This is a genomic window from Sphingomonas spermidinifaciens, from assembly GCF_002351485.1.
Classification (GTDB): domain Bacteria; phylum Pseudomonadota; class Alphaproteobacteria; order Sphingomonadales; family Sphingomonadaceae; genus Sphingomonas; species Sphingomonas spermidinifaciens.
This window is the reverse complement of the sequence record NZ_NWMW01000002.1, coordinates 440,111-453,057: the sequence shown is the minus strand read 5'-3', so window position 1 is coordinate 453,057 and position 12,947 is coordinate 440,111. Positions and strand designations below refer to the sequence as shown.

Below are 12,947 nucleotides of genomic sequence, written 5' to 3'. Positions count from 1 at the left end.
CACGTTGCATGGGCTTGCCGCTTCCCCCGGGTAGAGTTTTTGCCCCTCGACCGACATCACCGGGACATAGCCCGCCGCCGGCGAAGACTTCGCTAACCGGCGCCGAAGGCGCCGGCCGCCCCGCGATCAGCGCGCGAAGGGATCATATTCGCGAACGATCAATGCGGGATCTCCGTCGAACTCGCGCTCTTCGGCGACGCCGAAATTGCTGCCTTCGATCCGGAACACGACCATGATGGTCATGAGGGTCCGCGAGAGGTTCCAAGCGTTCCGTTGGGCGAGGTTGAGCGGCATCTCCGTAGCTCCTGTCCGGGAGCGGGGACCGCCCCCGCTCGACAGGCGCCCGAAGTGTCCGGCGCTTGGCCGCAATCACCGCGCAGCGCAGCGGCCGCATGCACAGCATAGCGGACCCTTTACGGGTTGATGGCGTCAGGCCGTGGGCCGGGCCAAGGAAGTGCCTTCAAGAGCGGTGGCGGCTCCGCGCCAGGCGCAGTCATGGTGCCGTACTCAACAGATCATGGACGAATAACGGTCGGTATGCGCGAAGCTTGGGCGACAACCTGATCTGCGATCTAGACACTCCGCCTTCGCGGTGACGCGATCTGTTGCCGCCCCTGTTGAGCCGGTAGCGGCCTAGCTGCTTCTGAATAGTAAAAAGCGAAAAGCGGACACTGGCCGGGATTGTGAGGGCAGCGCTGAGCCTACATTAAGGCGTTCAGCTTAATTGGGCTCGTCTCGAGCGCCCAAACCTCACCGGCACCGCGCGGTCACCAGCCCTCGGCAGCCTTCGAGCAGGCCGGCAGGTGCGCCAGCCCCGCATGCCAAGCACTCATTAGAAAGAACGGTCCGGCGCATGCAACCTCCGCGCTTCCCCGACGGTTACCCCGTTCAACGAAAAGAAACGCGGTGAAAACAATGCGTTATAATATAGGTTGGGCGCGCGGCAATGCCCTCAAAGCTATGCAATGACCGCCACCCGCGAAGCACTGATCCGCCGCCAGCAAATCCTCGCGAACTTCGGCGAGTTGGTGCTCCGCTCGAACGATCTGCAGGAGATCCTTCAAGAAGGCTGCCGACTCGTGGCGGAAGCTCTCGGCACCGACCTCGCCAAGATACTCGAAATCGACCGCGGCGATGGCACGGCGTTGGTAAGGGCCGGTGTGGGTTGGCACGATGATGTCGTGGGCAAGGTGCGGCTGCCCCTCACCGAACATAGCTCGGAAAGTTACGCGATTGCCGAAGGCAGACCGGTCGTCACGCAGGACATCGCAGAGGAAATGCGCTTCGAGTTTCCCTCGTTCATGAAGGAACATGGCGTAGCCGCCATCGTAAACGCTCCCATCTTTCTGCCGGGAGGCTTGGCTTTCGGCTTGCTGCAGGTGGATGAACGTACGCCCCGCGCCTTCGACGAGGAGGACGTCGAGTTTCTTCGAACCTATTGCATGGTGCTGGGCCCGGTGATCGATCGGCTACAGACCGCCGCCAGGCTGGGCGAGAGTGACGAGCGCTTTCGCCTGATCGTCGAGCACGCGCTCGACCACGCCATCATCCTGAGTGACCTCGACGATCGAATCACGGGATGGTTTCCGGGCGCTGCAGCGATCTTCGGGTGGGATGAAGAGGAAATGCTCGGCCAGCCAGTGGCCTCCATCTTCACGCCCGAGGACCAGGCAAGCGATGCGCCGCGCTGGGAAATCGAGCGCGCGCGCGAAGCCGGCGCCGCGCCGAATGTCCGTTGGCACCTCGCGAAGGATGGGCGACGTGTGTTCCTGGATGGGCAGACGATCCTGCTGCGCGATGCGACAGGCCAGGCAATAGGTTTTCTGAAGATCGCCCAGGACATCACCGAGCGGAAACGTGCCGAGGAGCGGCAGTCGATGCTCCAGGCCGAGCTGCAGCATCGCGTGCGGAACGTGCTTGCCATGATCGCCTCGATCGTGGACCGGGCCGATATCAGCGGCACGGCAGAGGCGCTTCGCGACACACTGTCCGGTCGGATCGCGTCGCTCGCTCGCACGCAGGTGCTCCTGACGCGCGGCGTAAACGCCGGGGTGAGCCTCGCCGAGTTGATCCGCGACGAGCTGCTGCCGCTGTCTTCCGGCAAGCACACGATCACCATAGAAGGGCCCCCCGTGTCGCTCGCGGCGAAGCCTGCCGAGGTACTCACCCTGGCCATCCATGAATTGACCACCAACGCGCTCAAATACGGCGCATTGAACAATCGGGACGGAAGCATCGCGGTGACCTGGCAGCTCCAGGGAGCCGACGAGCAAGAGTGGTTGTCGCTAGAGTGGCGAGAGAGCGGCCTCGTCCTCCAGCCGGAAGTCCCTCGCCGCGAAGGCTTCGGCACGCAGCTCATCACCCGCCGTGTTCCGTATGAGCTCAAAGGGAGCGGCGAGATCAAGCTCCTGGCGGAAGGCCTATGGTGCTCGATTCGCTTTCCGCTGAAGCCAGGAGACAGCGTTTTGCAGACCAACATTCCGCAACGCGATCGTACGAACAGTGAACGCTGAGATGGAAGCTGCGAAGGTATTGGCTGGGGTGCGCGCGCTCGTGGTCGAGGATGACTTTTACCTCGCCGATGACGAGAGGGTCGCGCTCGAAGCTGCGGGCGCCGGCGTCATCGGTCCGTGCGACAGCATCGCGGAAGCGCTGATCCTGCTGGAAACGCACGCGCCCGACGTTGCCATCCTGGACATCAGCTTGGCCGATGGCCCCAGCTTCGACCTCGCGCGCCTCGTTGGCGCACGTGGCATCCTGATCCTATTCGTCACCGGTTATGATGCCGGCCTAGTCCCGCCCGACCTTGCCGAAAAAGCCAGACTGCAAAAGCCCATCACCAAGGTGAGACTCGTCAAGGCAGTCGAGGAATTGGTCCAAGCAGGAAAGGCGTAGCAAACCGGTGGCGAAATCCAATGCTTTCGGGCGCCAACGCCTTCATCTGGCAGACGATGGCGCAGGGCGCCTAGCGCTGTCATCTCGTGACCGCCAGCTCGATAATGCGGCTCGCTCCAATACCACGCGGCCGATATAAGCCAATGACATGAGCTCCTTACCCACAACAGCCGACCTTCGCTTCCTCGAAGGCGAGGGCACCGTCACGGAGCTGATGCGAGAGAAGGATTGGTCACAGTCGCCGCTCGGCCCGCCCCAGCTTTGGCCATCCTCGTTGCGACTTGTCGTTGGCCTCATGTTGTCGTCAAAATTCCCGATGTTCGTTGCTTGGGGTCCCGAGCTCGGCTTCCTCTACAACGAGGCTTATGCCGAGATTTTGGGCAAGAAGCACCCAGCGGCTCTTGGCGCGCGCTTTCGTGACATATGGTCGGAGATCTGGAGCGATATCTCGCCGCTGATCGACGCGGCAATGCGTGGCGAGGCGACCTACCACCAGGACCTGCCCTTGGTGATGCGACGTCGCGGCGTCGACGAGCAGACCTGGTTCACCTTTTCCTATTCGCCCGTACAGGACGAGCGCGGCGCGGTGGCAGGCATGTTCTGCGCGTGCACCGAGACTACCGGACGGATCCAGGCTGAGCGGGCGGTGCGGGAAAGAGAAGCCCGGTTCCGCAACATGGCCGACCATGCGCCGGTGATGATGTGGGTGACCGACCCGAGCGGCTATTGCACCTACCTCAATCGCGGCTGGTACGAATTCACCGGGCAGACGCCGGAAGAAGCCGAAGGCTATGGCTGGCTCAAGGCGACACACCCCGACGACCAGGCGGACGCTGAAGAGGTCTTCCGAACCGCCAATGCGGCGCGCGCACCTTTCCGCATCGAATATCGTTTGCGCCGGAGCGACGGTAGTTATCGCTGGATGATCGATGCTGCCGGCCCGCGTTTTGACGAGGATGGCACCTATCTGGGCTATGTCGGGTCCGTCATCGACATCGACGCCCGGCGCGAGGTCGAGGAGCGGCAGCGTGAGAGTGAGGCTACCCTGCGCAAGCTCACCGATGCGCTTCCCGCCTTCGTCTGGTTCGCCACTCCCGATGGCGAACTCAATCATTTCAGTGCGCGCTGGTATGCATATACCGGCCAGACGCCGGCGCACGCGTTGCCAAACGGTTGGGTCGACACGCTACACCCCGACGATGTCGCCGCGACGGCCGAGCAATGGGCGGCGGCGAGAGCGGCAGGTACGACTTACGAGATGGAAGTCCGCTACCGTCGGCACGACGGGGCGTACCGCTGGTATGTGGCGCGTGCTGAGCCAATCCGCGATGAGGCGGGCGCGATCACCACCTGGGTGGGTAGCTCGATCGATATTCACGATCGAAAGCAGGCCGAGACGGCGTTGCGGGCCAGCGAGGCGCGCTTCCGGCTCATGGCGGACGCGGTGCCGCAGATCGTCTGGATCACCGACGCGGGCGGCCGGACCGAGTTCTTCAACAAACACTGGTCCGATTACACCGGCAGCACCTATTATCCCGAGACGGCGGCCGACATTGCGGCGGAGCACGTCCACCCCGACGATGCCGCCGCGACGATTTCGGCATTCGAGATCGCGCGCCGCACTGGCGCCACCTTCCTGGTGGAGCATAGGATTCGGTCTGCGAGCGGCGACTATCGCTGGTTTCTTGCACGCGGTGAGCCTTATCGCGACGCGCCTTCGGGAGAGATCGTCCGATGGTTCGGAGCGTCGGTCGACATCCATGGCCGCAAGCTCGCCGAAGCCGCGCTGCGCAAGCTGAACGAGACGCTGGCGGCGCAGGTCGCCGCCCGTTCAGCGGAACGCGACCGGCTGTGGAACCTGTCGCAGGACATGCTGGCCCGCGCCGACTACAACGGCATGATGTCGGCAGTAAGTCCGGCATGGAGTCAGGTACTGGGCTGGGACGAGCGCGAGCTGCTTTCCCGCGGGTATGCCAGCTTTATGCACCCGCAGGATATGCCTCCGACGCTAGCGGCGATCCAGAATATGGCGGAAACGCGCCTCCCTACGCGCTTTGAAAACCGCATTGCAACCAAGGCAGGCGACTGGAAGCCGATCGAGTGGACCGTCGCCCCCGAACCGGATGGGCTGAACTTCATCGCGGTCGGGCGCGACCTAAGCCATGCAAAGGCACGCGAAGCCGAGTTGCAAGCCGCCCAGGAGGCGCTGCGCCAGAGCCAGAAGATGGAGGCGATGGGTAGCCTCACCGGCGGGGTGGCGCACGACTTCAACAACCTGCTCACGCCGATTATTGGCTCGCTCGACATGCTGGTGCGAAAGGGGCTCGGCAATGAGCGCGAGCGCCGACTGATCGACGGTGCGCTGCAATCCGCGGAGCGGGCGAAGACGCTGGTGCAGCGCCTGCTCGCCTTCGCGCGTCGCCAGCCGCTCCAAGCCACAGCCGTTGATGTCGCGACGCTCGTCGACGAGATGGCGGGCCTGATCGGCTCCACGGTCGGCCCGAATATCGAAGTACGCGTAGAACTCGCCCCCGACCTGCCACCGGCACTGGCGGACGCGAACCAGCTGGAAATGGCGCTGCTTAACCTGGCGGTCAACGCACGCGACGCGATGCCCCGCGGCGGCCGGCTGACCATCGCCGCCGGGCGCGAAAGCGTGCGGACGCAGCACGCGTCCGGCTTGGCGCATGGCCATTATGTGCGCCTTAGCGTGAGCGACATTGGAAGCGGGATGGACGAGACGACTCTCAGACGCGCCGTGGAGCCGTTCTTTTCCACCAAGGGCATCGGCAAGGGTACCGGGCTTGGCCTGTCGATGGTGCACGGCCTTGCCGCGCAGCTCGGCGGCGGCATGAACATATCGAGCCTGCCCGGCGAAGGCACGACGGTGACGCTGTGGCTACCGATGAGCTCGGCTCCGATCGACAGCGACGAGCGGCAGCCCGACCGCAAAGAAGCACCGGCTGTTCGGGGAACCGCGCTGCTTGTGGATGATGAGGAGCTGGTGCGGATGAGCACCGCACATATGCTGCACGACTTCGGCTTCGAGGTTGTGGAGGCAGGATCGGCCGAGGAAGCGCTGGACCTCATAAAGGCCGGAGCGCAACCGGATCTCCTTGTGACGGATCATTTGATGGCGGGTATGAGTGGCACCGACCTCGCGCGACAGGCACGGGCTTTGAATCCAGCTTTGCCTATCCTGTTGGTCTCCGGCTACGCGGAGGTCGAAGGCATCGCACACGACTTGCCCCGTCTCACGAAGCCCTTTCGTAGTGGGGATTTGGCCGCAACGCTCGCTACTTTGCTCCGAGAGAAATGACCAAAGCCACACGGACCCTATAGATCGCCGGGAATCTTCTTGAAGGTTTTCCAGGTGTCCAGGCGAACTTACCGCGATCCGGATGGATTGCCAGCGCTCCCGCAGATGGCCGAAACGACTCGCCTACAGACATTAGCGCCTGCTCAGCGGCTGCCCAACAACGGACGTCCGTTAAACAGGTGTATTGCCCAAAAAGCTTGCATTGGGCGGCGACCCGCAATCGCGGGTCGCCGCCCCGCTTTTCAGAGGATCGTCTCAATCGGGAGCAGGCTTTCGCCGCGCTCGAACGTCATCATCCCGATATTGTCGACGCCCAGCAGCGTCACGTCGCCGCCCAGCGCGAACACAAGCTTGAGGTCGAGCTCGCCGTCACGGTCAAAGTCGCGGACTTCGTGCCGTACGACCGCGGCGCCCGTTTCGAGCCGGATGATATCTGTCCCGACCTCATAGTCCGTGATCGTATCGCTGCCCGACAGGATGCCGAAGGCGAAGCGGTCGATGCCATCGCCGCCGGTCAACGTATCACGGCCGAGACCGCCCGCCAGATAGTCGTCGCCCGCACCGCCCCGCAGCGTGTCGTTGCCGAGCCCGCCGGCCAGCCGATCGCTGCCGTTGCCGCCGTCAAGCAGGTCGTTGCCGATCCCGCCCCAAAGCATGTCCCGGCCGTCGAGGCCGTGGATCATGTCGTTGCCGATCAGGCCGTAAATCGTGTCCTCGCCGCCCGTGCCGGTCAGCTTGTCGTTGAAGATCGAGCCGATCCGCACACGGCTGTCGTCGATTGCCGTCACCGTCACCGTCACGCTGGCCGTGCTCTCCAGCCCGCCCGCGTCGCGCACGGTATAGGTGAAGCGGTCGGTTGCCTTGGCACCGTTCGCCAGCCCGTCGAACGCATCGGCATCGGCGACGTAGCGCAGGCTCTGCGTCGCCGCATCGAACAGGACGCTGCCTTGCGTCGCTGACGTGTCGATCCCGACGATCGTCAGCGCGCCCTCGTCACGGTCATTGCCGAGCAATGTCGGGACGAGATCGTCGGTCGCAGCATCCTCGTTGACGGCGACTGCGTCATCGGCTGCAATCGGCGCCTCGTTGGGCCGGGCGATGTGGAGCAGCGCGACCTGCGGATCATGATCGCTGGTCTGCCCAGATTGGCCCGCATTGATGTGGACCGCATCATACCGCGCGCCGCCGAGCAGTCCGCCCGTGACGAGGATATTGTCCAAAAGCTGGAAATTGCCCTCGAACAGATAGCTGTAACGCTCTTCCTCGGGCAGCAGGGTCGCCAGGTTGGTAAGCACGCCGTCCCGTGTCAGTTGCTGCTGCGCTTCTTCGAAATAGAAGCCGTTGAAGTCGCCGAGTACGGCGAGTTTGGCATCGGGATCGCCCGCCAGCGCTTCGTTGACATAAGTCAGCACGCCGGCTGCCTGCGCCTCGCGCGCGGCCTCGCCCGCATTGGCGGGGGGCTGGCTGGCGCCGAACAGCGGCTCGCTGCCGCCGCGCGAGGTGAAGTGGACGTTGATCGCGGTCACCGTCTCGCCGTTGAAGCTGAAGTCTGCGACGAGCGGCTTGCGCGAGCCCTCATAGGGACTGCCCTCGATCAGGCGGGCGCTGCCCTCGACATAGTCGACGCGGTCGGTGCGATAGAAATAACCGTTGCGGATATTGCCACCCGGCTCGCCGCCGGTCGTGCCCGCGACCGTTGGTGCGACCTCGACATAGGCATAGGACGGTCCACCCGCCGCCTCGATCGCCGCGATCAGCGTCTGGGCGGTCAGCGTTCCCGACAGGTCGGTGCCGTTGCCCGCGCCGTCGGCATCCTGGATCTCCTGCACCCCGATGATGTCCGGTGCTCGCAGGCTGTAGACTATGTTCTGTGCGAGCAGGCTGAAGCTCGTGTCCGAGGGGTCGAGATTCTCGACGTTGAAGGTCGCAATCGTCAGGTGATCGGCATCACCCTGAAAGTCGGCCACCTCCTTGATGGGCGCTGGCGCATCCTCGACTACCGACACCGCCTCGGTCACGATGACTTCGTAGCTGTTGAAGGCATAGTTGACGATGCCGGTCACGTCGCCCAGCCGATCGCCCTGCGAATGATCGGGCGCGAAGCCGCCGAACACCGCGGCATCGTCGTCGATCTGGATGCGCTCTGGGTTATAGTCGCCGGCCGAGATCGTCATGCCACTGCGGTCGTTCAGGCCGGTCGCGGCGATGCCGTCCGAGGCGACGACCCAGGTCTCACCGAACGAGTTCGTCGCGCCGACCACGCGTGGCGCATCGATCGTGACGCGCATCCCCTCCAGCGCCTCGTAGAAGTCGAGCCCGTCGGTGGCGGGGTCGAAGCTGGTGAAGCCGTCATCCTCGATCACCTCGGTCGGAGGCGTCAGACCGCCCTCGCCGATCCGCACCGCCCCGGGCAGCGCATTGCCGCTCGAGGTGACCGTCGCGATCACGTCCGACAGCTGCGTGATCGACAGGCCGGTGGCGCCCGGCAGGAACTCGCTGACCGCGCCGGTGAGATCGAGCGCGTCGCCGACGCGGACGGTCGGCGCGCCGCCTGTGAAGACGAAGATGCCGTCCGAGGTCGCAGCGTTGCCGTCGCCCGTGTCCTGGATGTAATAGCCGTTCGAGTCGACCGCCGTGACGATGCCGGCCGTGTGGACCGTCTGATCGACAAACGCAGAGTTATGGCCCGCGCCCTGGATCGCGCCGATCGAAAGCGTGACGAGATCGTCATTGACGATCGTACCGATCGCCTCGCCATCCACAATGTCAATGTTGCCGACAGGGTTTGAGAGGATGACGCGCAGCGTCTCGTTACCCTCGCCCAGCGTGTCGCCAGCGACCGGCAGCGTGATGGTCGCATTCGACTGGCCGACGGCAAAGCTGATCGTCCCCGTCAGCACGGTCCCGGGCGCGAAGTCGGCGGCGTCCGCGCTATCTCCCAGCACGACCTGATAGTCGACGCTCGCGGCAGTGGCCGTACCACCTGCGCGGCGGACGGTGAAACTCAACGCGGCGGTACCGGCATCGCCCTCGCCCACCTGCGCGTCGCGGATCGAGATCTGCCCCGTCGCGCCGGAACCGATGAAGCGCTGGCCTTCATTGATCGCGCCGAAGCTGTCGTCGCTCGCCGGTGCCCAGGTGAAGTCCTCGTAGCCCGCGCCGGTGCCTTTGAGCTGGAGCGACGTGCCGTCGGGCACGCCCTCTTCAGAGACGCCGATATCGGTCGCGGTCATGCCCGCGGCCGCGCCGTTGGTGGCAGTGAGCGGCCCTTCATAGGAGAGGAACTGCACCACGCGGCCCGTGGCATCGACGAGCGCGATGCCGTCGGGCGAGCCGTTCTGGATGCCCGGCGTCGCGACCGAGACGGTGCCATAGCCGTTGGCCTGATCAGCGATCGTGCCGGTCAGCGCGTAAGTCGCATAGCTCGTGCCGCCATTGCCGTTGTAGAGCACCAGCGACCAACCCGTGAGGTCCGTGCCTGCCGCCCCCGCGATCTCGACCGCCTCGCCGGCATCGGTGCCGGCGTCGTCATAATGAATCTCGTTGATGAACACATTGGCAGGGCCGGCGGGAACCGCGACGTCGTCGTTGGCGATCGTTCCAATCGCATCACCATCGGCGATCGTCGCGCCGCCGGTGGGCGCCGTGAGCGCGATATCGATCGTTTCGTCGGACTCGAAACGGACGTCGCCTGCAACGGCGATCTCGATCACTGCACTGGTCGCACCATCGGGAAAGGTGACGGTCCCCGTCAGCGGCTGCGAGACAAGGTCATCGGCGCTCGCGGTGCCGAGCGTGACGGTCCAGGTCGCCGACACCGCACCCGCGCTGCCCCCGGCGCGCGCCACGGTGAAGGCAAGCGTCGCGGTGTCCGCGTCGCCCTCGATCACGCTCGCATCGGCGATCGACAGGATGCCGGCGGCGGGGGGCGGTGCCAGCGGCTGGCTGGTCACGCTGATGTCGTCGATGCCGATGAAGGCGTCGCTACCAGGCGCATCGACGGTGATGACGCGAACCTGCAACTCGGCCTGGCCGTTCGCGGCAGCGGGAAGCGTGACGCTCAGCAGCGTGTCGCGGCCAACATTGGCATTGGCGACATAGCCGTCCTCGACGTTCAGCCAGTCGCCGGTGTCGCCAATGCGGTACTGCACCGCGATCTGCTGGACCGCGCTGGTTGCCCCGTCGATGTCGCGCAGCCTCGTCGAGAACACGATGTCCTGCCGCCCCGTCGCGTCGAGATAGACGGCCAGATATGGCGCATCCGCGGTGCCCGACCCCTGAAGCGCAACCACCGCATCGGCCAGCTCGAACTCGGCCACGCCGCCCGTCGTATAGGTATCGGGATTGGTGAGGTTGACGTTGACGTCGACCACCGTGCTTGTCCCGGTCACCTGCCGGGGATCATCAAGGTCGAGATCGTCACCGCGATAACCGACAATGCTCGCAACCGCATCCCAGGCGTCGCCCGCGGATAACAGGCCGGTATTCGACCAGTCCTGCTCAAAATTGCTGGTGGCGAGCGAATGATATTGACGACCCATGAAGCGCGACCTCCCCTGACGCGATGCGCGTCGTTCGGCGATCGCCTATGGATTGAAAATGACGAGCAAGTGACGGTTCTTACCTGCAGCGTCGAAACGAGGTCTGCTTGCTGTCGACTGGCCGGCTAAAGGTTGAAGAAGTAATTGTGTCCGGTAAGCGAAACCGCCCGCGCGAGCGTTCTGGTTTGGGCATGTCGGGCCCGGCCGCTTTCTGCCGCTTTGACCCAGATGCGGACGTCCATTGCTTCCTTTACGCCGCCCGTAATCGGACGCTCGTTCATCGCCGTCGACGACGCAGGCTAGGGTCGATCCGGTAGCCCGGACGGCGTTCCCCGGTCATCAGATCGGCCAGAACAACAGGATCAGCGGTGTGCCGAATACAAGCACCAGCAGCGACAATGGGGCGCCCAGCCGCGCATAATCGCCAAAGCGGTAGCCGCCCGGCCCCAGCACCAGCGTGTTGCACTGATGGCCGATCGGCGTGAGGAAGTCGCAGCCCGCTCCTACCGCCGTCGCCATCAGGAACGCCTCGGGCCGATAGCCCAGGTCACCGGCAAACTGCGCCGCGATCGGCGCCATCACCAGGACGGTGGCGGCGTTGTTGAGAAACGGCGTCACCGCCATCGCTGCGGCAAGAATGAGCGCCACCGCGCCCCATGGCGGCAGCGCCGCCGCGACGCCGGCCAGCTGCGTCGCGATCACGTCCGACGCGCCGGTCGTGCGCAGCGAGTCCGACACCGGGATCAGCGCGCCAAGCATGACGAGGATCGGCCATTCGACATGGTCATACGCCTCGCGCGGGGTGATCGCGCCCGTCGCGATGACCAGGCCGGCGGCGGCGAAGAAGGCGACCGCCACCGGGACCCACCCCATCGCGGTCAGGAACATCGCGCCCGCCAGGATCGAGATCGGCAACCACCGAGCACGCTTCGATCCCAGCCGCAGGTCGCGCTCGGCGAGCGGCAGGCAGCCGAGTTCGCGCAGCCGCTCGGGCATCGCCTCTAACGGTCCCTGCAGGACGATCACGTCGCCCGCGCGCAGGACGATGTTGGCAAGCCGCCGGGACAATCGCTCGCCGCGCCGCGACATCGCAATCAGATTCACGCCATAGATGCGCTGAAGGTCCAGCCCTCCCGCGGTCTGCCCCTCGAGCCGCGAGCCGAAATTGACGACCGCCTCGATCACGCCAATCTCGCCGCCGGCGCTGGCCCCCTCGCCTTCGTTTCGCTCGCGCGTCATGTCGCGTGCTTCGCCTTCATAGGCCAAGCGATCGCCCGCGATCACACGCTCGAGCGCATCGGGTTCGCCGCCGAGGATCAGCGTGTCGCCCTCGTGCAGTTGGGTACCAGGCTCGGGAAAGCTGCGGATGCCGGCGCGCAAGATACGGGTGATCGAGACCTCGCCCTCGTGCCGGTCCAGGAATTCACGCACCGTCTCACCCACCGCGGGCGATTCGGCGGGCAGGACGACCTCGGTCACATAGCCGGTAACGTCGAGTGCCTCCCCCATCGTCGGCGCCGCCCGCCGGCCGCGCGGGAGCAGCCGATAGGCGAAACGCAGGTAGATCAGGCCGATGACGAACAACCCGAGGCCGACCGGGGTATAGTCGAACATGCCAAACGGCGCCCCCGTCATCTGCTCGCGCGATCGGCTGACGATGATGTTGGGCGACGTGCCGACCAGCGTCATCAATCCGCCGAGCAGCGCCGCGAACGACATCGGCATCAGGAAGACCGAGGGGCTGGCGTCGTTCTTCTTCGCCATCTGGAACGCTCCGGGCATCAGCATCGCCAACGCACCGATATTTTTGACGATCGCGCTCGCGAACCCGACCGAGGCAGTGAGGACGAGAAGCTGGCTCCTTACCCGCGTGACGCGCCGGGCGAGCCGCCGAAGCGCCCGCTCGATCACCCCCGACCGCTGAACCGCACCCGAAATGACGAGCGCAGACCCCACAATGATGACGATGTCGTCGGAGAAGCCCTTGAACGCATCCGCAGGCTTGACGATGCCCAGCCCCAGCGCTGCCAGCAGCGCAATGATCGCGGTCACGTCGTAGCGAAACCGCCCCCACATAAAGAGCCCCATCATCCCGAGTAGGGTAGCGATCGAGAGCATCTGGGGGAGCGTCAGCATCAAGGGCACAAATGCCTCAGATCGCGCGCATGTCCATTGACCCACTTTCAGTCGTC

At 64.9% G+C, this 12,947-nt stretch carries 6 protein-coding genes; 3 read left to right on the top strand and 3 right to left on the bottom strand.

Annotated features, from left to right (window positions below):
- Positions 1–126: 126 nt before the first annotated feature.
- The gene (locus COC42_RS17720) at positions 127–294 is read right to left on the bottom strand and encodes a hypothetical protein (protein WP_176484670.1); all 168 of its coding nucleotides are present in this window, start codon (positions 292–294) and stop codon (positions 127–129) included.
- Positions 295–965: 671 nt separating this feature from the next.
- On the opposite strand from COC42_RS17720, the gene COC42_RS12220 reads away from it, so the two are divergent.
- The 3 genes from COC42_RS12220 to COC42_RS12210 all read left to right on the top strand — a co-directional run bounded on the left by COC42_RS12220 (position 966) and on the right by COC42_RS12210 (position 6,214).
- Positions 966–2,513 carry a sensor histidine kinase gene (locus COC42_RS12220; RefSeq protein WP_096343595.1) on the top strand — a complete coding sequence of 516 codons (1,548 nt, stop codon included), beginning with the start codon at positions 966–968 and terminating at the stop codon, positions 2,511–2,513.
- Position 2,514: 1 nt separating this feature from the next.
- Positions 2,515–2,895 (top strand): response regulator, encoded by a 381-nt coding sequence (locus tag COC42_RS12215; RefSeq protein ID WP_096343594.1) that lies wholly within the window; start codon positions 2,515–2,517, stop codon positions 2,893–2,895.
- A gap of 148 nt (positions 2,896–3,043) precedes the next feature.
- Positions 3,044–6,214: a PAS domain S-box protein gene (locus tag COC42_RS12210; protein ID WP_096343593.1), complete on the top strand. Its 3,171-nt coding sequence runs from the start codon at positions 3,044–3,046 to the stop codon at positions 6,212–6,214.
- 242 nt (positions 6,215–6,456) lie between these two features.
- On the opposite strand, the gene COC42_RS12205 is transcribed toward COC42_RS12210, so the two are convergent.
- Both COC42_RS12205 and COC42_RS12200 read right to left on the bottom strand, forming a co-directional pair.
- Complete coding sequence (locus COC42_RS12205; RefSeq protein WP_096343592.1) at positions 6,457–10,755, bottom strand: Ig-like domain-containing protein; 4,299 nt, start codon at positions 10,753–10,755, stop codon at positions 6,457–6,459.
- Between the two features lie 339 nt (positions 10,756–11,094).
- Entirely contained in the window at positions 11,095–12,831 is a 1,737-nt protein-coding gene (locus COC42_RS12200) for an SLC13 family permease (RefSeq protein ID WP_245844085.1), read from the bottom strand.
- Positions 12,832–12,947 lie beyond the last annotated feature (116 nt).

Excerpts from the sequence above, each read along its gene's own strand:
- COC42_RS12220 (WP_096343595.1), top strand. The coding sequence starts at position 966 with ATGACCGCCACCCGCGAAGCACTGATCCGCCGCCAGCAAATCCTCGCG.
- COC42_RS12200 (WP_245844085.1), bottom strand. The coding sequence starts at position 12,831 with ATGTGGGGGCGGTTTCGCTACGACGTGACCGCGATCATTGCGCTGCTG.
- COC42_RS12215 (WP_096343594.1), top strand. The coding sequence starts at position 2,515 with ATGGAAGCTGCGAAGGTATTGGCTGGGGTGCGCGCGCTCGTGGTCGAG.
- COC42_RS12205 (WP_096343592.1), bottom strand. The coding sequence starts at position 10,755 with ATGGGTCGTCAATATCATTCGCTCGCCACCAGCAATTTTGAGCAGGAC.
- COC42_RS12210 (WP_096343593.1), top strand. The coding sequence starts at position 3,044 with ATGAGCTCCTTACCCACAACAGCCGACCTTCGCTTCCTCGAAGGCGAG.
- COC42_RS17720 (WP_176484670.1), bottom strand. The coding sequence starts at position 294 with ATGCCGCTCAACCTCGCCCAACGGAACGCTTGGAACCTCTCGCGGACC.